Source organism: Janibacter corallicola NBRC 107790, assembly GCF_001570965.1.
Lineage (GTDB): Bacteria > Actinomycetota > Actinomycetes > Actinomycetales > Dermatophilaceae > Janibacter > Janibacter corallicola.
Genome location: NZ_BCSR01000004.1, coordinates 47,238 through 72,757 on the forward strand (window position 1 = coordinate 47,238; position 25,520 = coordinate 72,757).

General features: G+C 70.7%; 26 protein-coding genes. 10 read left to right on the forward strand and 16 right to left on the reverse strand.

Annotation, left to right across the window (positions count from 1 at the left end):
* Window positions 1–12 precede the first annotated feature (12 nt).
* The gene (locus JCO01S_RS02945) at window positions 13–813 is read right to left on the reverse strand and encodes a matrixin family metalloprotease (RefSeq protein WP_068250459.1); all 801 of its coding nucleotides are present in this window, start codon (window positions 811–813) and stop codon (window positions 13–15) included.
* A gap of 163 nt (window positions 814–976) precedes the next feature.
* Window positions 977–1,978: an LLM class flavin-dependent oxidoreductase gene (locus JCO01S_RS02950; protein WP_068250461.1), complete on the reverse strand. Its 1,002-nt coding sequence runs from the start codon at window positions 1,976–1,978 to the stop codon at window positions 977–979.
* Between the two features lie 98 nt (window positions 1,979–2,076).
* Here JCO01S_RS02950 and JCO01S_RS02955 point away from each other — a divergent pair, with 98 nt between their 5' ends.
* The 4 genes from JCO01S_RS02955 to JCO01S_RS02970 all read left to right on the forward strand — a co-directional run bounded on the left by JCO01S_RS02955 (window position 2,077) and on the right by JCO01S_RS02970 (window position 5,124).
* Window positions 2,077–3,474, forward strand: coding sequence for a GntP family permease (locus tag JCO01S_RS02955; RefSeq protein ID WP_068250463.1), 1,398 nt, complete (start codon window positions 2,077–2,079; stop codon window positions 3,472–3,474).
* A gap of 10 nt (window positions 3,475–3,484) precedes the next feature.
* Window positions 3,485–3,988, forward strand: coding sequence for a SprT-like domain-containing protein (locus JCO01S_RS02960; RefSeq protein WP_068250465.1), 504 nt, complete (start codon window positions 3,485–3,487; stop codon window positions 3,986–3,988).
* Between the two features lie 129 nt (window positions 3,989–4,117).
* Entirely contained in the window at window positions 4,118–4,339 is a 222-nt protein-coding gene (locus JCO01S_RS02965; protein WP_174521058.1) for a mycoredoxin, read from the forward strand.
* A gap of 5 nt (window positions 4,340–4,344) precedes the next feature.
* Window positions 4,345–5,124 carry an ATP-binding protein gene (locus tag JCO01S_RS02970; protein WP_068250681.1) on the forward strand — a complete coding sequence of 260 codons (780 nt, stop codon included), beginning with the start codon at window positions 4,345–4,347 and terminating at the stop codon, window positions 5,122–5,124.
* 148 nt (window positions 5,125–5,272) lie between these two features.
* Here JCO01S_RS02970 and JCO01S_RS02975 read toward each other — a convergent pair whose 3' ends face one another.
* Genes JCO01S_RS02975 through JCO01S_RS02990 form a run of 4 tightly spaced genes read right to left on the reverse strand, consistent with a single transcriptional unit; the run spans window position 5,273 to window position 10,369 of the window.
* The gene (locus JCO01S_RS02975; RefSeq protein WP_068250468.1) at window positions 5,273–6,541 is read right to left on the reverse strand and encodes an SAM-dependent methyltransferase; all 1,269 of its coding nucleotides are present in this window, start codon (window positions 6,539–6,541) and stop codon (window positions 5,273–5,275) included.
* Window positions 6,538–7,923: an FAD-binding oxidoreductase gene (locus JCO01S_RS02980; RefSeq protein WP_068250685.1), complete on the reverse strand. Its 1,386-nt coding sequence runs from the start codon at window positions 7,921–7,923 to the stop codon at window positions 6,538–6,540. The genes JCO01S_RS02975 and JCO01S_RS02980 overlap by 4 nt, the downstream gene beginning before the upstream one ends.
* 56 nt (window positions 7,924–7,979) lie before the next feature.
* On the reverse strand, window positions 7,980–9,686 hold the full coding sequence (locus JCO01S_RS02985) for an ABC-ATPase domain-containing protein (protein WP_068250688.1): 1,707 nt from the start codon (window positions 9,684–9,686) through the stop codon (window positions 7,980–7,982).
* 11 nt (window positions 9,687–9,697) lie between these two features.
* Complete coding sequence (locus JCO01S_RS02990) at window positions 9,698–10,369, reverse strand: IclR family transcriptional regulator (RefSeq protein WP_068250471.1); 672 nt, start codon at window positions 10,367–10,369, stop codon at window positions 9,698–9,700.
* A gap of 62 nt (window positions 10,370–10,431) precedes the next feature.
* Here JCO01S_RS02990 and JCO01S_RS02995 point away from each other — a divergent pair, with 62 nt between their 5' ends.
* The 3 genes from JCO01S_RS02995 to fahA are packed head-to-tail and all read left to right on the forward strand — an operon-like array spanning window position 10,432 to window position 13,681.
* A complete protein-coding gene (locus tag JCO01S_RS02995) occupies window positions 10,432–11,646 on the forward strand; it encodes a homogentisate 1,2-dioxygenase (RefSeq protein ID WP_068250474.1) in 1,215 nt (404 codons plus the stop codon).
* Window positions 11,643–12,503 carry a hypothetical protein gene (locus tag JCO01S_RS03000; RefSeq protein ID WP_068250477.1) on the forward strand — a complete coding sequence of 287 codons (861 nt, stop codon included), beginning with the start codon at window positions 11,643–11,645 and terminating at the stop codon, window positions 12,501–12,503. Before JCO01S_RS02995 ends, JCO01S_RS03000 begins: the two co-directional genes overlap by 4 nt.
* Complete coding sequence (gene fahA / locus JCO01S_RS03005) at window positions 12,500–13,681, forward strand: fumarylacetoacetase (RefSeq protein ID WP_068250480.1); 1,182 nt, start codon at window positions 12,500–12,502, stop codon at window positions 13,679–13,681. The genes JCO01S_RS03000 and fahA overlap by 4 nt, the downstream gene beginning before the upstream one ends.
* A gap of 106 nt (window positions 13,682–13,787) precedes the next feature.
* Here fahA and JCO01S_RS03010 read toward each other — a convergent pair whose 3' ends face one another.
* From JCO01S_RS03010 to JCO01S_RS03025, 4 genes are all read right to left on the reverse strand, one after another.
* A complete protein-coding gene (locus JCO01S_RS03010; protein WP_068250483.1) occupies window positions 13,788–14,504 on the reverse strand; it encodes an alpha/beta hydrolase in 717 nt (238 codons plus the stop codon).
* A complete protein-coding gene (locus JCO01S_RS03015) occupies window positions 14,505–15,764 on the reverse strand; it encodes a glutaminase (RefSeq protein ID WP_068250486.1) in 1,260 nt (419 codons plus the stop codon).
* Between the two features lie 54 nt (window positions 15,765–15,818).
* Complete coding sequence (locus tag JCO01S_RS03020) at window positions 15,819–16,658, reverse strand: MerR family transcriptional regulator (protein ID WP_068250489.1); 840 nt, start codon at window positions 16,656–16,658, stop codon at window positions 15,819–15,821.
* A 76-nt stretch (window positions 16,659–16,734) separates the two neighbouring features.
* Window positions 16,735–17,931, reverse strand: a complete 1,197-nt coding sequence (locus tag JCO01S_RS03025; RefSeq protein WP_068250493.1) for a flavin reductase family protein — start codon at window positions 17,929–17,931, stop codon at window positions 16,735–16,737.
* A gap of 171 nt (window positions 17,932–18,102) precedes the next feature.
* Here JCO01S_RS03025 and JCO01S_RS03030 point away from each other — a divergent pair, with 171 nt between their 5' ends.
* From JCO01S_RS03030 to JCO01S_RS03040, 3 genes are read left to right on the forward strand one after another with little or no spacing between them, the layout of a single operon-like run.
* Window positions 18,103–19,410, forward strand: coding sequence for an amidase (locus JCO01S_RS03030; RefSeq protein ID WP_218002209.1), 1,308 nt, complete (start codon window positions 18,103–18,105; stop codon window positions 19,408–19,410).
* A 1-nt stretch (window position 19,411) separates the two neighbouring features.
* On the forward strand, window positions 19,412–19,684 hold the full coding sequence (locus JCO01S_RS03035) for a hypothetical protein (RefSeq protein ID WP_068250498.1): 273 nt from the start codon (window positions 19,412–19,414) through the stop codon (window positions 19,682–19,684).
* Entirely contained in the window at window positions 19,681–20,331 is a 651-nt protein-coding gene (locus JCO01S_RS03040) for a response regulator transcription factor (protein ID WP_068250691.1), read from the forward strand. Before JCO01S_RS03035 ends, JCO01S_RS03040 begins: the two co-directional genes overlap by 4 nt.
* Before the next feature lie 17 nt (window positions 20,332–20,348).
* Here the strand turns inward: JCO01S_RS03040 and JCO01S_RS03045 are convergent, their stop codons facing one another.
* From JCO01S_RS03045 to JCO01S_RS03070, 6 genes are read right to left on the reverse strand one after another with little or no spacing between them, the layout of a single operon-like run.
* Window positions 20,349–21,299, reverse strand: coding sequence for a PDR/VanB family oxidoreductase (locus tag JCO01S_RS03045; RefSeq protein WP_068250501.1), 951 nt, complete (start codon window positions 21,297–21,299; stop codon window positions 20,349–20,351).
* A 27-nt stretch (window positions 21,300–21,326) separates the two neighbouring features.
* Window positions 21,327–22,088: an SDR family NAD(P)-dependent oxidoreductase gene (locus JCO01S_RS03050; protein WP_068250694.1), complete on the reverse strand. Its 762-nt coding sequence runs from the start codon at window positions 22,086–22,088 to the stop codon at window positions 21,327–21,329.
* A 10-nt stretch (window positions 22,089–22,098) separates the two neighbouring features.
* A complete protein-coding gene (locus tag JCO01S_RS03055) occupies window positions 22,099–22,590 on the reverse strand; it encodes an aromatic-ring-hydroxylating dioxygenase subunit beta (protein ID WP_068250504.1) in 492 nt (163 codons plus the stop codon).
* A complete protein-coding gene (locus JCO01S_RS03060; protein WP_068250507.1) occupies window positions 22,583–23,857 on the reverse strand; it encodes an aromatic ring-hydroxylating oxygenase subunit alpha in 1,275 nt (424 codons plus the stop codon). The genes JCO01S_RS03055 and JCO01S_RS03060 overlap by 8 nt, the downstream gene beginning before the upstream one ends.
* A 30-nt stretch (window positions 23,858–23,887) precedes the next feature.
* Window positions 23,888–24,244 (reverse strand): hypothetical protein, encoded by a 357-nt coding sequence (locus JCO01S_RS03065; protein ID WP_068250510.1) that lies wholly within the window; start codon window positions 24,242–24,244, stop codon window positions 23,888–23,890.
* Between the two features lie 32 nt (window positions 24,245–24,276).
* Window positions 24,277–25,431, reverse strand: coding sequence for an acyl-CoA dehydrogenase family protein (locus tag JCO01S_RS03070; protein WP_218002210.1), 1,155 nt, complete (start codon window positions 25,429–25,431; stop codon window positions 24,277–24,279).
* Window positions 25,432–25,520: the final 89 nt, after the last annotated feature.

A 25,520-nucleotide genomic window follows, 5' to 3' on the forward strand; every position in this document is an offset into this window, starting at 1 on the left:
GCCGTCACCGGCTCAGGAGCCGTAGACCTCCTTGATGCCGTCGCGGTCCATGTTCGTCATCGACAGGTCGTCGTCGGACCCGTTGCACTGCGGGTAGTGCATGATCGAGGACGAGTCGTACGGGGTCAGCGGACGCCAGTTGTCGTCCTCGAAGCAGGTCCCGGCCTCCGGACGGGTGTGCTCGTGGCGGAAGCCGAGGGAGTGGCCCAGCTCGTGCGCCAGGACGTCGTCCGGCGCCCAGCCCGAGGTGAAGATCTGGTCGGTGTTGACCAGCACGTTCCGCGTGCTGTCCTCGGTGCTCGGGAAGAAGGCCCGCGCGATGTACTGCGCACCGGTCACCGGCTCCACGGAGAAGAGCACCGCGTCGTTCGAGGTCGTGCAGTTCGCGTCCTCGCTCGCGACGTGGCTGAAGTCCACACCCGAGCTGGCAGCCTCCCACTGCCCCGCGCCGGCCTCCATCGCCTGGGCGATCTTGTCGTGGTCGCCGCCGAAGTCATCGCTGACGCAGTAGGTGAGGTCCTTCGCCTGCTCGGCGGTCCACACGTCGTCCTTCCCGTAGACCGTGTTGACGATGAGACTCGTCCGCGGATCGGCCGTGACCTTGGTGTAGAAGTCACGCAGCGCCTGCTCCCCCTGCACCGGGATGTCGCCGTTGACGATGTACTGCCCGTCATGGGGGTCCTGGTAGGTCTGGGACTTGAACTCGCCGTAGCTCGGCGTCTCGGAGTCCTGCGCCTGGACGGCTCCGGCCGCCCCCAGGGACATCGTCGCGGCGATCGCCAGTGCGCCGGTGGCGCGAATGGTGCGCTTCATGGGTTTCCCTCCCAGTCAGGTCATGGGGCGCGGTCACGCCCACGGCAGACGACGCTAGGAGCGGAAGGACCCACGACTCCATCCTCGGGCCGTACGGGAAGGACCATCCTGTTTCAGAACTTGGTCAGGACTTTCTTCACCCAGCCAGTCACTGGACCGGACATCAGGCGGCCCGACGCGTCTCCGCGAGGATCTCCAGGGTGCGCATCCGGGTGGCCAGGTCCGCGGCCGGGTTGGTCACCATCAGCTCGTCCGTATCGGCCAGCCGGGCGAAGTCGGCCAGCCCCTCCGCGACGGCCGCGCGATCGCCGACGACGGTGTGACTGAGCATGTGCCGGGCCTGCTGCCCGACCGCGCTGTCCATGAGCCCGTCGACGGTCGCGTCGTCGAGCGGCCCGGAGCCGACCCGGCCCGCCAGCATCCGTACCCGCGCCCGCAGGACCTCGTCGGCAGCGCGCTGCGCCTCGGCCACCTCGTCGGCCGCGACGACGTTGAGGGCGGCGATGACGTGTGGACGCTGCAGCTGCTCGCTCGGCGTGAACTCGCTGCGGTAGGTGCGCACCGCCGCCTCGAGGGCGTCCGGCGCGAAGTGGCTCGCGAAGGCATAGGGCAGCCCGTAGGCCGCAGCCAGTCGGGCCCCGAAGAGCGAGGAGCCGAGGATGTACAGCGGCACATTCGTCCCCCGACCGGGGTAGGCGTGGATCCCCTCGATGAGGGTCTCCCCCGAGAGGTACCCCTGCAGCTCCCGCACGTCTTGGGGGAAGGAGTCGGCGGCCCGCGGGTCGAAACGCAGCGCGCGCATCGTGGCGGGGTCGGTACCCGGGGCCCGGCCCAGCCCGAGGTCGATCCGCCCCGGGTGCAGCTCGGCGAGGGTGCCGAACTGCTCTGCGATGACCAGCGGCGCGTGGTTGGGCAGCATGACGCCCCCGGAGCCGACCCTGATCCGCTCGGTGCGAGCCGCGACGTGTCCGATCAGCACGGACGTGGCGGCCGAGGCGATGCGCTTCATGTTGTGGTGCTCGGCGAACCACAGCCGTTCGAAGACGTCCAGCTCATCGGCCTTCTGCGCCAAGGTCACCGACTCCGCCAGCGCCTCACCGGTCGAGGCCTCACGGCGCACCTGCGCCAGGTCGAGGAGGGACAGGGACGGGACCGCGGTGCTCATGGGCCCATCGTCGCACCCACTCCGTCACCGCCCACGCGAGGGCGTAGGGCCGCGCGCCGGTGATTGCCACCCTCTGTGCACGGGAGCACACTCTGCCCATGGAACCCATGGATCCGGCGTACTCGACCGGGATCATGCTGCTGGTGGCCGCCATCGCCGTGGCAGTGCTGCTCGTGCTGATCCTCGCACTGAAGCTGCACGCGTTCATCTCGCTCGTGCTGGTCAGCATCCTCACCGCCATCGCCGTGCAGGTACCCGTCTCGAAGATCCCCGACGTCCTCATGTACGGCTTCTCGGACACCTTGGCGTCCGTGGCCCTGCTCGTCGCGTTCGGGGTGATGCTCGGGCGCATCCTGGAGGTCTCCGGCGGGGCGCAGACCCTGGCAGACACCATGATCAGCAGATTCGGTGAGCATCGTGCCCCCTTCGCCCTCGGCGTCGCCTCGTTGCTCTTCGGGTTCCCCATCTTCTTCGACGCCGGGCTGGTCGTGTTCCTGCCGATCATCATGACGGTCGCCCGCCGCTTCGGCGGCTCCCTCCTCTACTACGCCCTGCCGGCCGCGGGGGCCTTCGCGGTCATGCACGCGATCGTGCCGCCGCACCCCGGCCCGGTGGCGGCGGCCCAGTTCCTCGGCGCCGACATCGGCTACACCCTCCTCATCGGCCTGCCGGTCGTGGCCATCTCCTGGTACGTCGGCGTGTACCTCTTCTCCCGGGTCATCTCCCCGAGGGTCTTCGTCGGCATCCCCGACTTCCTGGCCAGTGGCGGGGCGTCGACGGCCGACGAGGCCGCCGGCGGCACCCAGGGCCCGCCGTCCTTCGGCGCCGTCTCGGGGCTGCTGCTGCTCCCGCTGGTGCTGATCTCCATGGACACGGTGACCAGCACCCTCTCCGAGGCCGGCGTCATCGACGGGGACGCGACCTGGGTCAGCGCCCTCAGCCTGCTCGGCCAGACCTACGTCGCCCTCATGATCACCGTCCTGGTCGCGATCTGGATGCTCATCGTGCGCGGGCGCGGGCGGGCGGAGGTCGAGCAGCTCCTCAACGACTCCCTCGGCCCGATCTGCGCGATCATCCTCATCACCGGCGCCGGCGGCATGTTCGGCGGGGTCCTCGAGCTGAGCGGCATCGGTGGCTCGCTGGCCGACTCCCTCGACGCCCTGGGTCTGCCCCTGATCATCGCGGCCTTCGTCATCGCCGCGGGCATCCGGGTGGCCCAGGGCTCGGCGACGGTGGCGCTGGTGACCGCCTCCGGGATCATCGCTCCCGCGGTCGAGGCCACCGGCGGACTGAACCAGGTCGAGCTGGTGGCCCTGGTCATCGCCATCGCGGCCGGGGCGACCGTCCTCTCCCACGTCAACGACTCCGGCTTCTGGCTGGTCAGCCGGTTCTTCGGGATGGACGAGAAGACCACCCTGAAGGCCTGGACGGTCCAGGAGACCACCCTGGGTCTCGTGGCCTTCCTGTGCGGCCTGGTCCTCTGGTACGTGTTCTAGTCTCCGGGGCATGGACACCACCCGGGCCCTGGGGCTGGCCCGCCAGCTGCTGGACGAGCACGGTCTCGACGACTGGTCGGTGACCCTCGACCGGGCGAGGCGTCGGGCGGGTGTCTGCCGGTACCAGCGCCGGCAGATCAGCCTGAGCGGGCCGCTGACCCGGATCCACGACGAGGAGCAGGTCCGCGACACGATCCTGCACGAGATCGCCCACGCGCTCACCGGGCCACGCGCCGGTCACGGCCCGCGGTGGCGGGCGGCCGCCCGGGAGCTCGGGGCACGCCCCCTTCGCTGCCTGCCCGAGGACGCCGCCACGATCCCGGGCGCGTGGATCGGCACCTGCCCCGCAGGGCACCGGGTGGACCGGCACCGCCGACCGACGCGGGTGCTCTCCTGCCGGCGCTGCTCCACCCGTTTCGACCCGGGCGCGCTGCTGACGTGGACCCACCACGGCGAGAGCGTGGACCTGGGGCCGCGATACCGGGCCGAGCTGGCCCGCGTGCGCCGCGGCTGATCAGTCTCACACCGCCTCGGGAGGGGGCGGAGGCATGAGAACCGGCCCAGACGTGGTTGGCTGGGGGGCGTGAACGTGCGCGACATCCTTCCCCCAGACATCGACCTGCCCGAGGCCGGGACCGTGACGATGTTCTCCACCTCGTGGTGTGGGTTCTGCCGTCGCCTGAAGTCCCAGCTGGACCGCGAGGGCATCGGCTACACCGAGATCAACATCGAGCAGGCTCCCGGGACCGCCGAGCTCGTCGAGACGATCAACGGCGGCAACCAGACCGTGCCGACGCTGCTCTTCCCCGACGGGTCCTCGGCCACCAACCCCTCGCTGACCCAGGTCCGCGACCAGCTCGGGTGACCTCGATGAGCCGCTCCCGACGGATCAACCCCACCACGGCCGCCCTCGGCACGAGCGTGGCCGGCGGACTGCTGACCTCGCTCTCCGGGGCGGGGCACCACGTCGGCCACTTCTTCCGGGGACGGTTCCCCAGCATCGCCGTCACCGGCATGACGGGCGTGGGCAAGACGAGGCTCGCGGACCGGATCTCCCGGCACACGACGCCGGAGGAGCACGCGGAAGTCGGCTCCGCGACGATGGAGCGCCGCACCCGCACGACACGAAGGGGGCGTGGCTTCCGTTTCCGCGTCGTGCCCGGCGACAACGCCGCCACCCGGCTGAGTGCGCTCGACGAGGTCTTCCACGACGACCCTGTCGACGGGGTGCTGCACGTCGTCGCCTACGGCCACGCCACGCCGCGACGGGTGGCCGGCACGAGCGGCTCCGCGCGCGCCAGCCGCGAGGAGCTGATGGCCCAGGAGATCGAGGACTGGACGATCACCTCCCACCGGATCGCATCGATGGCGGTGCGGCGTGGCCGCCCGGTGTGGCTGACGATCGTCGTGACGAAGACCGACCTCTTCCCGGACCAGATCGAGGAGGCGGTGCGCTACTACTCGCCCGGCAGCGGCTCCCCCTTCGCGGAGAAGCTGGACGAGCTGCGCTCCCTCGCCGGCGGTGCCAGCCTGTCCGTCGACGTGCTGCCGATGTGCTCACCGGACGGCCCGATCCAGCGCAAGGGCCGCTGTGCCGAGCAGCTGGCCGCGCTCGAGGCGCGGATGGCCCAGCTCTCCGGCCACGTCTGAGCGCTCGTCCGACCCCCGAACTCGCGGGTACTACACCACTCTCAGACGTCGAGAGCTGACGGATCCTTGATGTGCCGGGGATCCACGTCGCCAGTTGCGCGGAGCATGGTGCAGTACCCGTGAGTTACACGTGAGCCGCGCGGCGGCCTCAAAAGGTGTGGCGCAGCGGGTAGTCGCTGGCCCCCTTCGGGCCGTTCTTCGTGAGCAGGATGTGGCTCAGCTCGATCTCGTCACGCTCGAAGGCCACGCGGGAGCCACACATGTACAGCCCCCACACCCGCGCGGTGCCCTCGCCGACCTCGGCGACGGCGGCGTCCCAGTTGGCCTCGAGGTTGCGGTTCCAGCCGGCCAGCGTCCTGGCGTAGTGCGGCCGGAGGTTCTCCGCGTGCTGCACCTCGAGCCCGGCGTCCTGGGCGGTCGCCATGACCGTGCCCATGCCCGTCAGCTCCCCGTCGGGGAAGACGTAGCGGTCGATGAAGGCGCCGGTCTGCACCTTCTGGTTGCCCGGGCGGGTGATGCAGTGGTTGAGCAGCCGGCCGCCGGGGCGCAGCTTGTCCCGCAGCTCGGCGAAGTAAGCCGGGTAGTTGGCGACACCGATGTGCTCGGTGAGGCCGATCGAGCTGATCGCATCGAAGTCGCCCTCGGGCACGTCGCGGTAGTCCATGAAGCGCACCTCGGCGAGGTCGCCCAGGCCCTCCCGGTCGATGGCCTCCTTGGCCCAGTCGGCCTGCTGCCGCGAGAGGGTCACGCCGATCGCCTTGACGCCGTACTCACGGGCGGCGTGCCGGACCATGCCGCCCCAGCCGCAGCCGACGTCGAGCAACCGCTGTCCGGGCTGCAGGTCCAGCTTGCGGGCGACGAGGTCGTACTTGGCGGCCTGCGCCTCCTCGAGCGTCTCCCGGCCGGTCGGGAAGAGGGCGCACGTGTAGGTCATCGACGGGCCGAGCACGAGCTCGTAGAAGCGGTTCGAGACGTCGTAGTGGTGGTGGATGGCCTCGGCGTCGCGGTGCTTGCTGTGGCGGAGCCCCTCGACGACCCGGCGCCAGCGGGGCAGGCTCTCCTGCGGCGGGGGCGGAGGCGGGTTCAGGTGGCGCACCCCGAGCCCGCGCACGGTCTCGACGGCCTCCCGGACGCTCGGCTTGCGCCAGCGATCGATGTTGTCCATCGCCTCCATCAGCGGGTACGGGTCGCCGGGGTGGAATCCGGTGGCGACGAGGTCCCCGCTGACGTAGGCACGGGCCATGCCCAGGTCGCCGGGCGCGGTGAGCAGGTAGTTGAGGCCGCGTTCGGTGCGCAGGTCCATGGTGAACTCGGCGTCCTCCGGCCCGGCGGCGCTGCCGTCGTAGGCCGTGATCCGCACCGACAGGTCGCTGGGCATGAAGCCGGCCAGCGCGTCGGCGATCCTCATCGTGCTCATTGCCTCTTCACCGCTTTCTCGTAGAGCCCCGTGAGCCGGTCCTCCGGGTCGTAGCGTTCCTTCACCTCGGAGAGGTTGCCCAGGTCGTACAGGCGGTCGAACTGCTCCCGGTCGTAGAAGGCCTCGGAGTAGAGGGACTTGTGGCCGCCCAGCTCGTGGACCTTGGCCTCGATGGCCCGGTTCAGCGGGCCCTCGGATGCGTCGTCGCCGACGGGGACCGTGCCCCAGAAGCCGGCGTTGACGTACGTCGTGCCGGGACGAAGGGGGTAGCTCGGCCACTCACGGGCGGCACCGTCGACCTCCCGCAGGCGAAGGGGGCACAGCCACACCGGCCGCATCCCGACCGCCTCGTCGAACCACGCGAGGAATTCCGGCAGGTCCTTGGCCTCGATCTCGACGTCCTGGATGACCCGCTCCCGCAGCGGGCGCCCGGCCCGCGCGTCGAGCCGGTCCAGCACCGAGAAGCGGCGGTCGAGGGCGACGATCCGGTGGTAGACGTCGGAGCGGCGGTAGCGCCGCGGCCAGAGCCGTCGCACGCTCGGGTTCTGCACGCCGAAGGCACCGGAGCACCAGAACCAGTCGGTGTCCCAGCGCCACAGGTAGTCGTGCATCGTCAGCAGGTCGGTGGAGCGCTGCTGCAGCGACCGGTAGTAGATGTCCTGGCCGGTGTAGTCGCTCACCCGTCCGGCCCGGTCGGTCCACTCCGCGAGGGTCAGGTACAGCTCGTCCGGGGCGAAGGCGACGCCGTCGATGGCGTCGACGCGGACACCGTCGTGCTCGCCGTCGGCGACGATGCGGGTGAGCGCCTCGGTGAGGGACTGCCCGTCCTCGAACCGCAGGTGCCGCAGGGAAACTCGCTGTGGCACGGCTTCCAGCTCGATCTTCAGCCGGGTGGCGTACCCGAGCGAACCGTAGGAGTTCGGGAAGGTCTCGAAGAGCCGGGCGTGCTCATTGTCGGGGGTCGCCGTGACCACCTCGCCCGAGCCGGTGAGGATGTCCATCTCGAGCACCGACTCGTGCGGCAGCCCGTTGCGGAAGCTCGTGGACTCGATCCCGAGGCCGGTGACGGCGCCACCGAGGGTGATCGTGCGCAGCTGCGGCACGACGAACGGGATGAGCCCGTGCGGGAGGGTCGCGGCGACGAGGTCCTCGTAGGTGCACATGCCCTGCACGTCGGCGGTGCGCGCCTGCGGGTCGATGGCGATGACACCGCCGAGGCCGGACACGTCGAGTCCCGGCACGGAGCTGTCGCTGCGTGGCCGGAAGAGGTTCGAGGTCTTCTTGGCCAACCGCACGGGCGCTCCCCGGGGGATCGCCGCGTGGGATCGGACGAGACGCTCGACCGCCTCCCGGTGCGCACTCCAACCGGCTATTGGCTGCATCACGCAGACAACTCTAGTCCTCACGGATGCGGACGTCGCAGCCGCCCTCGCCCCGGTCAGCGCCTCTGCGGGAGAGTACCGAGGGAGCGGTACCGGTTGACCGCGGCGTGGATCTCGTGCGGTCTGGGGCGGGCCAGGTGGCCCGGGTGGGAGCGCCGCCCGGCCAGCGCGTCGAGCCCCTGCTCGTCGATGCGGCGGGTCAGCTCGCCCACCGCAGCGGCCAGGACGTGTCGCCCGTCGAGCAGGTCCGCGAGCGCATCGAGCGCCCGGGCGATCGCGGCGGTCTGCTCCGGGTCGACCAGCTGCTCCAGCGCCGCCAGGTCGATGGTCTCGCGCCCGAGACGGATCTCGCTGCGGCCCCGGGACTTCGCCGGCTTCCTCGACCCCGGAGGCGGCAACGCCCCCTTCGCCGGGACCCGTCCGCCGGGCCACGCACCGGGTGGGGTGCCACCGGAGGGGACCGCCACGCCGGCGACCCGGTGGGCCCGCGCGGTGACGTCGTGGGGGCGGTAGGAGTCGACGGCGATCACGTGGTCCGCGACCTCGAGGAAGGCACCGGAGCCGCCGGTGACGACGATGGTCGAGACCCCCCGATCGGCGTGCAGGGAGCGCACCCGCTCGACGAAGGGGGTGATCGGCTCCTTGTCCGCCGGCACCAGCTCACGCATCCGCTCGTCGCGGATCATGAAGTTCGTGGCCGAGGTGTCCTCGTCGATGAGCAGCGCACTGGCTCCGGCGCCGAGCGCCTCGACCACCCCGGCGGCCTGGGAGGTCGACCCCGACGCGTTGCCCGTGGTGAAGCGGCGGGTGTCGGTGCCCGCTGGCAGGTTGGTGATGAAGGCCGAGATGTCGACGTCGGTGACCGCCCGCCCGTCCTCGGCGCGGACGGCCACCGCGTCCTCGCGGGTGAGCACCCACTCCCGGCCGTCACCGGCCAGGTGCGGGTAGGTGCCGCGCTCGATCGCGCGCAGCAGCGTGGACTTGCCGTGGTAGCCGCCCCCGACGATGGCGGTGACGCCCTCGGGCACGCCCATGCCGGTCACCGTGCGACCGCTCGGCAGACCGAACTCGACGCGCATCGACTCCGGGCTCTCGAAGGGCACCGCGCCACGGGTCATCGGCAGGTCGGAGTCCCCGGAGCGCCGCGGCAGGATCGCGCCGTCGCCGACGAAGGCCACGAGGCCCGCCTCCCGCAGCCGCTCACGCAGGTGGAGCTGGTCGCGGTGGAGGATGACGTGCTCGCGCAGCACCGCCGGGTCGAGCGCCTCGTGCCGCAGCGCCTCCTCGGCGATCGCCGGGAGCACGCGGGTGAGCAGCCGGGCCGCCTGCCGGCCGCGCACCCGCCGACCGGAGGCGGGCAGTCCCACGGCCAGGCGTGCCTCGACCCGATCGGGGGCGATGAGGACGTGGGTGCGCTCGAGGACCTCCTGGCCGGGCCGACCGATGCTAACGATCCCGCCGTTGCCCGTGCCCGAGGGCTCCGGCGCGAGGCGGGTGGCTGCGGCCGCGAAGGCCCGGGTGAGGAAGTCGGCCGTCGCCACCCTGCCGGCGTGGTCGGCGACGAGGTCCTCGGGCAGGCCGGCGGCATCGCGGCCGATGACCACCCGCACGAGCGAGGGCGGCGCGAAGGGGTCGGTCTGGACGTGGTCGACGACGAGCCGGCAACGGCCGAGGTCGTGGCTGCCGGCGATCCGCTTGTAGGAGCCGAAGCCGCGCCCGTCGACGGACTCCAGGAGGGTCGTGAGGTCGTGGTGCTCTGGCATCCCGACCATTCTCACTCCCCGGTCGGCTCACCACCGATTCGCCGGGTGGCCGCCAGGAGCAGCGGCACCGAACCCTCGACGTCGAGGTCCTCGAAGGCGACGAGGCCGACGCTCGCCTCCGGACCCGACGGCAGGCGGAGGGGGGCGGCCACACCGACCGCTCCGCGCTGCAGCTCGCCACGGGTGACGCTCACGCCGTCCCGGCGGGCCGCGGTCACGGCGGCGGGCTCGTCGTCGGTGGCGGGGCGCCCGGCGAGGATCGCGATGCCCGCGGCCCCCCGCCCGAGCGGGTGCCGGCTACCGACCCGGTAGCCGACGCGCAGCACGTGGGCGCCGCTCGGGTCGATCGACAGGGCCGCGACGGCCTCCTCCCCCTCGGCGACGGAGAGGTGGGCGGTGGCACCGGTGTCGTCGGCGAGCTCCTGCAGCACCGGGGTCGCCAGGGAGAGGACCCCGGGCAGGTATCCGGCGGCGAGCGCCGGCACCCCGGCCCCGAGGAAGACGCGCCCCTCGGCGTCGCGGGTGAGCAGCGAGTGCTCGACGAGGGTCGAGACGATCCGGTAGGCGATGGCCCGGGCGATCCCGAGCTCGCCGGCCAGCTCGGCCACGGTCGTGCCGCCGGGCCGGCTCCCGATGACGACGAGGGCCCGGACGCCGCGGTCGAGGGTCTGCAAGGTACTCATGGTGTCTCGATAATAGTGCGTAGGTGTACGGTATGAGTAACCGCAAAGCCGCGAGGAGTGTCATGCCCTACTACCGCTCCGCGGGAACCGTCCCGCCGAAACGTCACACCCAGCACCGGGCCCCGGACGGGACCCTGTACTTCGAGGAGCTCATGGGTGAGGAGGGCTTCTCCTCCGACTCCTCGCTGCTCTACCACCGCACCATTCCCTCGACGATCCGCGAGTACCGCGTGTGGGAGCTGCCCGACCAGGGCCGCACGCCGAACCACCCACTCGTGCCGATCCACCTCTCGACGCACGCCCTCTTCCCCGACGGGACGAGCGGCATCGACGCCGTCACCGGGCGGCGGGTGCTCCTGGGCAATGCCGACGTGCGGCTGTCCTATGTCCTCGCGGACACGACGAGCCCCTACTACCGCAACGCGATCGGCGACGAGTGCCTGTACTTCGAGGACGGGGAGGCCGTCGTCGAGACCGTCTTCGGCGACATCGAGGCGGCCACCGGCGACTACGTCATCGTCCCGCGGGCCACGACCCACCGCATCGTCCCGAAGCGCCCCAGCCGCGTCTACGCCATCGAGGGCAACAGCCACATCACCCCGCCGAAGCGCTACCTCTCCCGCTTCGGCCAGCTGCTCGAGCACGCCCCCTACTGCGAGCGCGACCTGCGGGGCCCCTCGGAGCCGCGCGTCGTCGAGGGCACCGACGTCGAGGTCTTCATCAAGCACCGCGGCAACGGCCCGGGCGGCGTCGTCGGCACGGTGCACGTGCTGCCGCACCACCCCTTCGACGTCGTCGGCTGGGACGGGTGCCTCTACCCCTTCGCCTTCAACGTCGAGGACTTCATGCCGATCACCGGCAAGGTGCACCAGCCGCCGCCGGTCCACCAGGTCTTCGAAGGAAACAACTTCGTCATCTGCAACTTCGTGCCGCGCAAGGTCGACTACCACGAGCTCTCGATCCCGGTGCCCTACTACCACTCGAACGTCGACTCCGACGAGGTGATGTTCTACTGCGGCGGCGACTACGAGGCGCGCAAGGGCTCCGGCATCGGACAGGGCTCGATCAGCCTGCACCCGGGCGGCCACCCGCACGGTCCGCAGCCGGGCGCCTACGAGCGCTCGATCGGTGCGGAGTACTTCGACGAGCTCGCGGTCATGGTCGACACCTTCCGCCCGCTCGAGATCGGCGAGGGCGGCCGGGCCGCCGACGACGGGGTCTACGCCTACTCCTGGGACCGTGCCTCCGCCGACGACAGGGGGGCTGCCGACCGATGAGCGCCCTGACGCCCGAGCACCCGCTGCTGGCCGGCCTGTGCGACGACGCCGCGGTCTTCCCTCCCGGCAACCTCCCTCTCGCGGAGGCGGTTCCGGCCCATCTGGACCACGCGTTGGGAGCCCACGCCGCCCTCGTCGGCCCCTTCGTCCTCGCGGCGAAGGATCTCCCGTCGCTCGCCGACATCACCGCCGGCCTGCCCGAGGCGGGCCTCGAGCTGGCACTCACCTCACCCCTGCCCGACCTCGCCGGCGCCCTCGAGCACGCCGGCACGCTGCCTGCCGTCCGGGTGGTGGCCCTCGAGATCGCGCTGCCGGAGGACGCCGCCCCCGGCGAGGTCGTGCCGACGCTGGACACCGTGCTCGCCGGCCGCGAGCGCCTCTCCGTCGCCGTCGAGGTGCCGCGCGACGGGCGCCGGGCCGAGGTCATCGCGGCCCTGGCCGGCACCCCGTACACCGCGAAGCTGCGCACCGGTGGCGTGCGTGCCGAGCTCTACCCCGACGAGGCGGAGCTGGCCGCGGCCGTCGCCGCGCTCGTCGCCGCCGGCGTGCCCTTCAAGGCCACGGCCGGGCTGCACCACGCGCTGCGCAACACCGACCCGGACACCGGCTTCGAGCAGCACGGGTACCTGAACCTGCTCGCCGCGACCGGTGCCGCCCTGACCGGGGCCGACGCCGACGAGCTCGCCCGGCTGCTCGGCGAACGTGACGGTGCCACCGTCACCGAGCGGGTGCGCGCGCTCGAGCCGGGAGTGCGCGAAACGTTCCGCTCCTTCGGCACCTGCTCCATCACCGACCCGACCACCGAGCTGGTCGACCTCGGACTCCTGACCCCCGACGCGAAGAAGGACCTGCCATGAGAACCCTGTCCGTGCCCGACGAGCACCTCTTCGGCCTGCACAACCTCCCCTACGGCGTCTACTCCACCGCCGACTCGGCCCCGCGCGTCGCGGTCCGCTACGGCGACCACGTGATCGACCTGGCGGTGCTGCTCGGGGACGAGGACACCTTCGCCCGCGGGTCGCTCAACACCTTCATGGCGCAGGGACACGACCGGTGGGTCGCGGTGCGCGAGGCGATCACACGCGCCCTTCGCTCGGAGGTGCCGGACGAGGCGGTGCACGCCCTGGCCGAGGTGACCCTGCACCTGCCCGTCGAGGTCGCCGACTACGTGGACTTCTACGCCAGCGAGCACCATGCCTCCAACCTCGGCCGGCTCTTCCGGCCGGACAACCCCAGCCCGCTCATGCCGAACTGGAAGCACCTGCCGGTCGGGTACCACGGCCGCGCGTCCTCCATCGTCGTCTCCGGCACCGACATCGTGCGGCCGAGTGGGCAGCGCAAGGGGCCGCAGGACGAGGCGCCGGTCTTCGGGCCGTCGACCCGGCTGGACATCGAGGCGGAGGTCGGCTTCGTCGTCGGCACCGGCAACACGATGGGTGATCAGATCGGCGTCGGGCAGGCCGAGGAACACCTCTTCGGCGTCGTCCTCTTCAACGACTGGTCCGCGCGGGACATCCAGGCGTGGGAGTACGTGCCGCTCGGGCCGAACCTCGGCAAGTCCTTCGCCTCGACGATCTCCCCGTGGGTCGTGCCGATGCTCGCGCTGGAGGGGGCCCGCGTCGACACCCCCACGCAGGACCCGAGGCCGATGGAGTACCTGCGGGGCGGCCCGTCGGCGGGGCTGGACATCGACCTCGAGGTCAGCTGGAACGGTCAGGTCGTCTCGCGCCCGCCGTACCGGGAGATGTACTGGTCGCCGGCGCAGATGCTCGCCCACCTGACCGTGAACGGCGCGCCCGCCCGCACCGGTGACGTCTTCGCCTCGGGCACCGTCTCGGGCCCGGCAAAGGAGCAGCGGGGCGCCTTCATCGAACTCACCTGGGGCGGAGCGGAGCCGGTGACCGTGGCCGGTGAGGAGCGCACCTTCCTTCAGGACGGCGACGAGGTCGTCCTCTCCGCCACCGCCCCTGCTCCCGGCGGCAAGCGCCTGGGCTTCGGCGAGGCCCGCGGGACGATCCTCCCCTCGCGCGACTGAGCGACGCGTCGGGCTGAGCAATCGGACTGCGGGTCGACGTCAGGGCGACGAGATCATGGGCCCGCGAGGACCATCCACCTGCTACTTTCGGTCCGCTTGCTCACGCTCAGGCACGCGCGAAGCCGACCACCACGTCGAGGCACTCGCTCGGCGCCTCCCAGAGGTTCCCGTGCTCGCGGCCCTCGATGACCACGCGGCGGGCGCCCGGGATCTGCTGGGCGAGAGCCTCGCTCATCGAAGGGGGCACCAGCCCGTCGCGGGAGCCGTGCACGAGCAGCGTGGGCACCGTGATCCGCGCCACGACGCGATCGGTCTCCCAGCGGTCCGGGACGAGGCGGCGCGGGAAGACCCGCACCACCTGGCGCACCATCGCCGTCATCGAGGTGAAGGGTGAGATGAGCACCAGCCGCCCCTGACCGTCGTCCCCGGACAGCACCCCCTCGGCGGCGAGCTGGGCCGCCACCGCGGAGCCGAGCGACTCCCCGACGAGCACCGTCTCCGACCGCCCCAGCCCCCCGTCGAAGAGGTGCGCCAGCCCGTCCCGAGCAGCGGCGAGGATGGACGGTTGGCTGATGCGTTCACGTCCGGCCGGACCGTAGCCGGGGTACTCGACCGCGGCGAATCCCAGCCCGACGGAGGCGAAGAGCCGCGCCAGCGGACCGATCGACGCCAGGTCAGAGCCGTTGCCGTGCAGGTAGGCGACGGTGCGCGCGCCCTCCGGCGCCGGCCGGTGCAGGAGGTGGGCACCTCCCTTCGCCCGCTCGATGTGCAGGCCCTCGGCTCCGGGCCACCTCGGCACCGGGTAGATCAGTCGACGCAGCATCTACAGCTCCGGCACGTCCTCGAGCTCCCGACCGTCACCCGGGTCGGGGCTCGGCAGCACGTCCTCGCCCTCGGCCAGGAAGACCTCGTGCCCGTCCTCCCGCAGGCGTCGCGTGGCCTCGAGCAGCATCCGGCGCGCGATCCCGGAGATGGAGTGCACCCCGGTCATGTCCAGGGCCAGGCGGCGTTCGTGCGGCGGGTGCTCGGTGAGCCGGGTGACCACGCGCTCGGCGCCGGTGAAGCCGATCGTCCCGGCGAGGTGGTAGATCCGCACCGCCTCCTCCCCCTCGCCGAGGACGGTCGTGGAGTGGATGACCGAGCGGGCCGGCGGGGCCACCCGCATCAGGTGCAGACCGAGGTCCTTGGAGAGCCGCTCGAAGGCAGCGACCCCGCGCACGCTGTTGCCGTGCCGGTCCAGCCGCGGCGAGAAGGTCGAGATCCCGACCTGCCCGGGCAGCGCGCCGATGATCCCGCCCCCGACGCCGCTCTTGGCCGGGATGCCGACCGAGGAGACCCAGTCGCCGGCGGAGTCGTACATGCCGCAGGTGAGCATGACCGAGAGCAGGTGCCGGACCTGGTCCCCGTCGAAGACCCGCTTGCCCGTCACCGGCTGCACGCCCGCGTTGGCCAGCGTCGCCGCCATGACCGCGAGGTCGCGGGCGGTGACGAGCACCGAACACTGCCGCGAGTAGGCGTCGACGACGTCCTCGGCGGAGTCGGTGATGATGCCGTGGCTGCGCAGCATGTGGGCGATGGCCAGGTTGCGATCGCTCGCGGCCATCTCGGAGTGCCAGACCTGCTCGTCGACCGAGAGCTCGCGCCCGGCCAAGTCGGAGAGCAGCTGGATGATCTGCTCGACGCGCCCCTGCGGGCTGGTCGTGTCATCGCCGACGAGGGTGTGGGCGGTGATCGCCCCGGCATTGATCATCGGGTTCAGCGGCCGTCCGGAGCCCTCCTCGAGGGAGATCTCGTCGAAAGGCTCGCCGGAGGGCTCGACGTCGATCTTCTCCAGCACGTGGGAGAGGCCGCGCTCCCGCACCGCCAGCCCGTAGGCGAAGGCCTTCGAGATGGACTGGATCGTGAACTCCCGCTCCGCGTCACCGACGGCGTAGACCTCGCCGTCCACGGTGGCCACCGCCAGGCCGAAGCGGTCCGGGTCGACCTTGGCCAGCTCGGGGATGTACGAGGCCGGCTCGCCCCGCAGGTTCGGTGCGCAGGCGGTCACGACCTCGTCGAGGTAGTCGGGGACCGGGTTCTCCATGGCTGCGATCCTCGCATGCCGCCTCGCCGGCCGATCAGGACGAAGGGGGGACGCTCAGGCGAGCGGCATGCACACCTCGGTCACCAGGTCCTCCGGCGCGATCGTTGTCGGGTCGGAGAGGTACCGGTTGGAGCCGAGCACCTCGATCGGGTCATCGCGGCCGTTGCGGGGTGCCGGCGTGAGCCTCTTGTCTCGCACGAACTCGTCGATACGGGCGTGCGCCTCGGTGATCAGGCTGTAGGGCCCTTCGACCCGGGCCATGACGACCCGCTGCTCGGGGACCTCGTGGACCTCGACGGGCTCGGTCGCGGAGGTGCCGGTCGGCACCGGCACCCACACCGAGATGTCCGGGTCGGACTCGCGGTAGTCGGGGTCGTGCTCGAGCGCGCCGCCCGGGCCGATCGGGGCGATCCCCTGCTGACCGAGCAAGGGCATCAGTTGGCCCCACAGCACCCCTTCCTGGTCGTAGGCGGGGATCACTCCGCGGAGCGCGACGATGGTACGTGCGGGGACGACCTCGGCGGTGACGGTGATGGGCATGGCGGATCCTTCCTGATCCAGGAGCTGGTCGATGAGGGCCAGTCGCTCCCGGGCGGCACGCAGCTCATTCCCGAGGGACTCCCGTTGCAGGACCAGGGCCTGCCGGTAGCTCTCGGTGCCGCGCGCGGAGAGGAGGACCGATATGGCCGAGACGGTGAAGCCGACGTCGCGCAGCCGTCGCACGTGCGCGGCCTCGGCGAGCTGCTCCTCGGCGTAGCGGCGGTAGCCACTCGTCGGGTCGACCTCGGCGGGCACGAGGACGCCGTGCTCGCCGTAGTGGCGCAGCATCCGCACGCTGAGGCGACTCCTGGAGGAGAACTCCCCGATCGACATGAGCCTGACGGTCCCGGTCATGGGGACCACCCTGTCGCCTCACACCGTGTGAGGGTCAATACGGGCCCTTCGTCTCGCCGAAGGGGGGCCCACCGGATCAGGCGTGCGCCGCCTCCACGAAGAGGGTGGCCTCCAGCTCCTTGACCGCGGCGCGCAGGTCCTCGATCCACTCCAGCACCTTCGCGCCGCTGGTCCCGCGCGGCAGCTGGGCGAGCCTGAGCATGCGACACGGCCGACCATCGGGGTCGTGGACGGTGGCGACGAGCATGCCGACGTCGTACTCCTGCTCGGCCACGATGTCCCGCATCCGATAGCTCACCGAGACCTCGGCGATGGACTGCTTGATCTCCCGCTGGGTCGTCGGGGTGACCCGGTCGTCCGCGTAGCGGTGTGTCGCGGCATGCAGCTCCCGGTACGGGTCGAGCTTGCCGGACGGCAGGAAGGACATGAGGTACCCGTGCTCGCGTGCGAACTCCAACCGGTCCCGGAAGGTGGCGCGGGTCTCGTCGTCGATGGCCCCCTTCGCCAGCCACTCCTCCTGGGCCTCCTTGGACAGCTCGGCGACCCACACGTCCGCGATCGGTGGGATGATCGGTACCCGGGTGCCCAGCCCGTCACGCGGGTTGACACCGTCACCGACGGCGGTGGCGACCGCGGCGAGCTCGACCTGGTCGACGACCGTGAGCAGCGATGCCTCGCACCGGTGTTTCGTCGCGATCGAGGCGAGCAGGTGACGGCCGCGGCTCGCCTGCTGCACGGCCCCGATGATGTCGTTGTCGTGGTCGATGCGCGCCAGCAGCGGGGGGACCGCGAAACCGCCGTAGCCGCCCTGGAAGAAGATCAGCGGGGCCTTGGGATTGTTGACCGCCATGTCGTCGATGGCGCAGAGGGCGATGTAGTGGTCGCCCGCGTCGATGACCCGGTCCAGGTGCACGTCGAGCCAGGCGAGCGAGCCGTGCAGCATCGGCGCACCGGAGGAACAGGGGGACCAGTTGATCCCCGCGAGCTTGTCGTGCCGGCGACTGGCGATCGTGCGCCCGATCGCTTCCTGCTCGTCCGTGAGGACGTTGATGCACAGGCTCTCGCACTCGCGGAGCCTGGCGAAGGTGTACGAGGAACACATCGGGAGGAAGGCCACGAGTGGTGGCTCCATCGAGACCGACGTGAAGGTCCCGACGATCATCGCCAGGGCCTCGCCATCCGGATGCACGCCCGTCACGATGACGACACCCGTCGGGTAGTGGCCCATGACCTCGCGAAACGTCGAGGGTTCAAAACAGGTGGCTGCAGCCATTGAGCCTGCCTCCTTCTCGTGGCTTCATTGCCCGTCCACGCCCCCTGCCGGCGCGGTGGATCGCCCAGAAACTAGGCAACAAAAGACTGCGTCGACAGTGGAGAAACCTTTACTTGATTGCGTGATGGTGAAGCGGCAATCTGAGGGCGATCGCAGAAGGAGGGTCCAACGGTGGACCGTGGCAGGACATGTGTCGGCGGGTTGCTGGACGACCTGGAGGAGGTCCATTCGGGACGACGGGGGGCGGGCGAGCTCGTCGCCGCCGCGCAGCAACGCATCGAGACGCACGACTCGCAGGTCCGGGCCTGGGCCCAGTTGTCGCAGAACGCGTCCCGTGACGCCGAGGCGGTGGACGCCCGGACCGACTCGCCACCGCTGAGGGGCGCCGTCGTCGGCGTCAAGGACATCATCGACGTCGCCGGCCTGCCGACCCGCTGCGGATCCCCCGCGACGACGTCGCCGGACCCCGCGGCGGCCAGCGCCACGATCGTCCGCCGGATCGAGGAGCTCGGTGCGGTGTCGCTCGGCAAGACGGAGACGACCGAGTACGCGTACTTCGCTCCTGCACCGACCATCAACCCGGTCGCCCCGGACCGCACCCCCGGTGGGTCCTCCAGCGGCTCGGCTGCGGCCGTGGCCGCGGGGATGGTGCCGCTGGCCCTGGGGTCACAGACCGCGGGTTCGACGACGCGACCAGCGTCCTACTGCGGCGTGGTCGGGATGGTCCTCGCGCACGGCTCGGTCGACCTCGCAGGCATCGCCGGGCTGAGCCCCTCGCTGGACTCGCTGGGCCTGCTCACCCGCACCGTCTCCGACGTCGCCCACGTGCACCAGCTCCTGGTGGGGTCGGGAGCACCCGCCGACCCGTCCGGGCGCACCCCGGTCCACGTCTGGCGCGGCCACGACCTGGCGGTCGGGACGTCCATGTCCGCAGCGGTCGAGGCAGCGGCGGCGGGGCTCTCCGACGAGGGGTGTCCGGTCACCGAGCTGGACTGGGACGACCACGTCTTCACCCTCGTGCGGGACCACCCGATCGTCATGGCCCACGAGGCCGCCGCATCCCGGCCCGACCTGCTCCAGCGCTCGTCGGACATCAGCCTCCAGCTCACCCAGCTGCTCGAGCAGGGACGCGGGATCGGCGAGGAGACCTACCAGCAGGCGCTCGTGCGCTGCGCCACGTCGCGGAGCCGCCTCGAGCAGTTCCTCGACGAGAACGGAGGAGTCATCATCGGGCCGGCTGCGCAGGGCCCGGCGCCCGAGAGGTCGACCGGCACCGGCTCCCCCGAGCTCAGTCGTCCCTGGCAGGCGATGGGCCTGCCCGTCGTCACCGTGCCGGGCGCCCGCACCGCCGAGGGACTGCCCCTTGGCATCCAGGTCGTCGGGATCCCCGGGCAGGAGTCCCGGATCTTCGCCGTCGCCCGGACACTCGAGCGCGTCCTGGCACAGACATCGACGACCACACCGTCGGGAAAGGCGTGACATGGAGACCCTGATCGAGAACGACCACATGTTCCTCGTCTGCTACGAGGACACCTTCGGCTACGGCTGGCGACACGTGGACCTCTTCGTCCACGACGAGCAGGGGCGCGAGGTCAACTGGGTCCACTGGGCTGTCGACGCCGACGGCCCGGAGGCGGCAGATGCCTCCATCGCCCGGGTGGAGCCCACCCTGCGCCGCACCACCGACTGGCAGCACGCCGTGAGCGCCGCTGGCATGAACTACTGGACGGCGGACGCCGCGTGGGCCACGTGAGCCCCGATGGGTCCGGCGACCCCGATCCCGATGACGTCCCCGACACCGTCGTGTACGTCATCGACGACGACGCGGCCGTGTGCGAGTCGGTCTCGTGGCTCCTGGGGAGCATCGACATCACGCCCGAGGTGCACCACCGGGCGGACACCTTCCTCGAGGCCTACGACGGGTCGCACCCGGCCTGCCTGATCCTCGACATGCGGATGCCGCGGATGAGCGGCGCCCGGCTGCAGACGGAGCTGAACGAGAGCGCCCCTCATGCGGCGATCATCTTCGTCTCCGCCCACGGGGACATCAAGATGTCGGTGACCGCGATGCAGGAGGGCGCGCTGCACTTCCTCGAGAAGCCCTACGAGCCCCAGCAGCTGCTCGACCTCGTGCAGGAGGGGATCGTCGTCGCGCGGGAGCAGTTCGTCGAGCACGCCACCCGCCTCGACGTCCAGCGGCGGATCGACTCCCTGACCCGGCGGGAGAAGGAGATCCTGCAGCTGGTCATCGAGGGCCTGCCGAGCCAGAACATCGCTCGCCAGCTCGGGATGAGCGTGAAGACCGTCGACGTCCACCGGGCCCGCATCAAGGCCAAGACCGGCGCCGACAGCATCAACACCCTGGTCCGGGACGTCCTGCGGTACCACGCCACCGTCTGATGCCGGTGACGTGAGGCTCAGTAGTAGTCGAGCCGCAGCAGCGGCGAGGTGCACCGCGAGACGCAGACGGTGATCAGCTCACCGGACTCCTTCTCACTCTTGGTGAGCACGCTGTCGCGGTGGTCGACATCCCCTTCGAGGACCTCCATGATGCACGTGCCGCAGATTCCCTCCTGGCACGAGGTGTCGACGTCCGCGCCCCCTTCGCGCAGGACCTCGACGATGGTGCGGTCCGCGGGCACGTGGAAGGTCTCGCCCTCGAGCTCGACGTCGAAGGCGGAGTCCTCGCCGGTGGTCTCCTGCTCCGCAGGGCGGAAGTTCTCCTTGTGGACGCGTTCCTCGTCCACGTACTCCAGGGCCACGTGCATGACCATGTCCATGAAGGGCTCGGGGCCACACATGTACAGGTGGGTGTCCTCCGGGAGGTCCGCGAGCGCCTCCCGCAGCAGGGCGTCGTGCTCCTCGAGTGGTGTCCCCAGGTGCGGGTGCAGCTTCTGCGGGCACTTCTCCTGCAGCAGTCCGAGGAAGGCGGCCTCCTCGGAGCTGCGCGCGAAGTAGTGCAGGTCGAAGTCGCCGTCGTGCACATCGAGGTACCTGGCGATGCTCAGCATCGGCGTGATCCCGATCCCGGCGGCCATGAGCACGTGGTGCTTGGCCTCGGGCACGATCTGCAGCAGGTTGCGCGGGCTGCTGATCTGGATGACGTCCCCGACCTGCAGTGCGTGCAGCGCCTCGGACCCACCGCGCGAGTGTGGCTCACACTTGACCGCGACCGTGTACGAGTCCGGGTCCTCGGGCCGGCTGCACAACGAGTACTGCCGCGTGATGGCCGTCGGGCCCACGACGTCGACGTGGGCCCCGGCCTCGTACACGCCGAGCGGCTCGCCGTCGACGCGCACGAGGCGCAGTGACTTCACCTGCGCCGACTCCTCGATGATCTCCGCGACGCGGACATCGATGAGACTCATGCCTATTCCCTCCCGAGGGTGCTGCGCTCAGCGCAGGTACAGACCACCGTTGATGTCCCAGCAGGCGCCGGTGACGAAGCCCGCGTTCTCCTGCGCGAACAACGACACCGTGTCCGCGATGAACGAGGCGTCACCGAGGCGGCCGACGGGGATCGAGGACACCACGGCGGCCAGCTTGTCCTCGGGGACCGTGTCGTGCACGACCGGCAGGTCGTGCGGGCCCGGCGAGATCGCGTTGACCGTGACCCCGGAGGCGGCCAGCTGCCGCGCGAAGACCTTCGTCAGGGTGATGATCCCGCCCTTGGAGGTCGCGTAGTGGGCGCCGGTTGCCGTCCCACCGTTCTCCCCCGCGAGCGAGGCCATGTTGATGATGCGTCCGTGGCCCTGCTCTGCCATGGCGACGCCGAAGACCTGGCACCCGAAGAAGACGCTGCCGCTGTTGACGGACAGCACTCCGAGGAACTCCTCGGCGTCGAGGGTCATCGTGTCCGCGGCCCGGGTGAGGGCGGCGTTGTTGACGAGCACGGTCGGCTCGCCCCACGCGTCCCGCAGGTGCTCCAGTGCCGCCTCGAAGTCCGGCTTTCGGGAGACGTCGAGCCTGCGGAAGTCACTGGTGGTGCCGTCGGGCGAGAGGTCCTCGGCCAGCCGGTGGCCGGCCGCCTCGTCGACGTCGGTGACGAGCACGCGGAAGCCGTCGCGGTGCAGGCGCCGGCTGATCGCCTCACCCATGCCGCCCGCGGCGCCGGTCACGACGGCGACGGGCGCCCCCTTCGACACTGACTCGGTCATGGCCACCCCTTCAGAGCAGGAATCCCGCGGCGGGCACGTGCTCGTCGCTGTTGAGCAGGCGGACGACCTTCTCCGCGATCCGGTCGCCGGACTCGTCCAGCACGATGCGGTGGGTCACCGTCGCACCGAGCGTGAGGGTGTTGCCCCGCTTGTACGCCACGAGGACCTGGACCGAGCGAAGGGAGACGTGCGAGTCGTCGACGTCCGTCACCGTGAAGCGGGAGACGGTCCGGACAGTTCGGGCGGCCGCGACCGCCGACTGCGAGTAGCCCCCGACCATGCGCTCCACGCGCATCCGGCGCATCCGCGCGTCGTCGTAGACCATGTTGAGCGAGGACGCGTGGTCATCACCCTCCTGGTCGATCGGGATGACGTACATCGCGTCGTCGGTGTACAGCTTCTCCCACGTCTCGTACTGCTTGTCGTCGAGCAGCTCGGCCTCGTGCCAGACCAGCTCGATCGCCCGGGCGACCCGGGTGTCCGTCAGCACCGCCTCAGTCATCGCTCATCATCTTCTTCCACATCGCGTAGGCACCGCGCATGCCCGTCTCGTCGGTGACCTGGGACGTGCGCTGCCCGTCCACGTCGGTCTCCCTCTCGAGCCCGCGGTTGAGCAGGATCGGCATGTCGGGGTCGCCGGCGGCACCCATCTGGACCCGCTCCCACCCCTCCGAGTCGTCCGGGCTCCCGAAACCGAAGGGCCCCTGGAAGTGCTCGTGGATGCGCAGCCGCTCCTGGTTGACCACCTCGGGGCCCCCGTCCATTCCGAGGGACATGTGCCAGATCTCGGTCTCGTCGACGGAGATCGGAACGAGCACCCGCAGGAAGGAGATCGACATCGAGACATTGGGAAAGGTGTTGAGGTTGAACCCCGCACCGTGGATCGAGCGGACGAAGCGCCGGATCTGCTCCTCGGAGTACTCCCCGCTCTCCCGCAGCTCGGCGACGACGTGGTCGAAGCGCGGCTGCAGCGGGGCGCCGTCGTCGACGTCCAGGTCCGAGTTGCCCGGCGCCATGATCGCGACCGCGTGACCGTTGCCCAGGTCGTGGGTCACGGCCTCCGGGTCGTTCATGAAGGACATCATGTCCGCGGTCTCGGCGTCGACGGAGGCCATCCACGACTTGTGCACCATCGGGAAGTGGTATCCGTCGGTGGTGTTCTCCAGCTGGATCTTCCAGTTGCCCCTGAAGCGGAACTTGTGGATCCCGGTGACCTTCGTCGGGTAACCGTTGCTCTGCTTGAAGAAGCGCTCCATCCACGGCTTCGCGTCACCGAGGAAGTCCTCGAGCGGTTCGGCGTCCTCGTTGAAGGTCGCGAAGATCATGCCCAGGTAGCTCTCCGTGCGCAGCCGGTGGAGCGGGAAGTCGCTCTTCTCGACGACACCCTCGTACCCCTCGGGGTAGGGGATCCCGCGCAGTCGGCCGTCCAGGGCGTAGGACCAGTTGTGGTATGGGCAGGTGAACCCGTTGGCCTTGCCCTTGGGCAGGTCGCACACCGTGGAGCCGCGGTGACGACACCGGTTGACCAGGGTGTGGAACTGGTGCTTGCGATCGCGAGAGACGATGACCGGCTGCTGCCCGACCCGGGTGGTCTTGAAGGATCCCTTCTCCGGCAGCTCGCTCTCGTGCGCGACCCACACCCAGGTGCGGTAGAAGATCTTCTCCATCTCCTCCGCGAAGATCTCCGGGTCCGTGTACGCACGACCGGCGATGCGGTCGCCCTCCAGCAGGCTCGCGTAGTCGCTCCTGGCGGTCTCGGCGATGGTCATGACTTCACACTCCTTCTGTACGGCACCGGCTCAGACGTCGTCTCGGATCGTGAGGGCACGGCCCATGCGGGCCTCGATCTTGGCGTAACGCCACAGCGCGTGCTCCTCGTCGACCATCGTCGTGCGGAAGAGGTTGCAGGCGGCCTTGACCGTCTCCTGGTCGCGGACGTCGGCGAGGACGTAGCAGGTCCAGGGCCAGCCGTCGCTCGGGCCGACGACGTGGGCGTCGTCGTCCATGTTCCCGAGGACGGTGACGCCGTCCATGTCCTCCATGTCGCGCAGCATCCCGGCGAAGGCGGTCCAGACGGTGCCGATCTGCGCCTTGGGCAGGTCGAAGAAGTTCTGGTTGATGCCCATGCAGAAGAGCACGCGCAGCGGGTCAGCCATGGTCAGTCCTTTCGTGCGATCACGGTCAGTGGTCAGGGGAAGCTCGGGATGCCGGCCTCGGCGCCGAGGAGCAGGGCGCCGGAGGCCTCGTAGGTCCCGCCCTGGAGCATCGCGTGCTGCGGCGGCACGAGGGCGTCGCGCAGGTAGCGCTGCAACGGGTGCTTGTTGTAGATCGCCCCGGTCCCCGCGAGGTCGAAGGCGGCCAGCACGACCGCGCGGCTCTCGTGGGCCGCGTGGGACGTCGCGAGGCGGAGCAGCACCTTCTGCTCATCGCTCACCGCGTCGCCGGCGAGCACGGTCTGCCAGGCCTCGTCGGTCGTCTCGTAGAACCAGGCACGCGCCGAGCGCAGTCGGGCCTCGGCCCTGGCCAGACCGAGCTGGAAGGTGCCGGTCGTGCCCCGGCGGTTCCCGCCGGTGATGCTCGTGCGCTGGCTGCCGACCTCACGGACGTAGTCGAGGGCGCCGCGGGCGGCACCGACGCCGGTGACCGCGAGCACCTGCGCCGCGTAGGCCAGGGCGGGGTACCGGTAGAGGGGCTCGTCCACGTTGGACTCACCGCCGCGGATGAAGGTGCGCTCGTGCGGGACGAAGACACCGTCGAGCTTGATGTCGTTCGAGCCCGTGGCACGCATCCCGGAGACGTCCCAGTTCTCGATGATCTCGGCCTCGTCCGGGAAGATCACCGCGTTGCGCGGCCGCGGATCGCTGGGGTCCTTCAGACCGACCCCCAGGATGTCCGCGCCGGCGGAACCGCTGGCGAACTGCCACCGACCGGTGCAGCGGAAGCCCCCTTCGACGACCTCGGCCTCGAGCATGGGGAAGAGCGCACCGGCGTAGACGACGTCGGGGCCGTCGGCGTAGAGCTCGGCCTGGACCTCGAGCGGCAGCGCCGTGAGGTACGTGAGCGAGGACCCGAAGCTCGCGACCCACCCGGTGGCCGGATCGACCGCCGAGATCTGCTCGATGCGGTCCAGGAAGTCGGTCGGCGCCATCGGCTCGCCGCCGAATGTGCTCGGCGTCGATGCCCGGTAGATCCCCGCCCGCTTCAGGAGACGGACGTAGTCACGGGGAACATGACCCTGGTCGGTGAACTCGTCCCTGCGGTCCCGCAGGACGTCGAGTGCTTCCTGAAAGGCCTTCTCTCGCGCCGGGCCAGCGGGCTCGGCGAGCGCGTACTGTGCGGCCACCAGCGTCTCCGTTTCGTGTGCAACTTTGAACGAACACGCTCAACGTAGGTTCGGGCCGAACTCCGCCGCCATTGGTAGTTCCTCGGTTC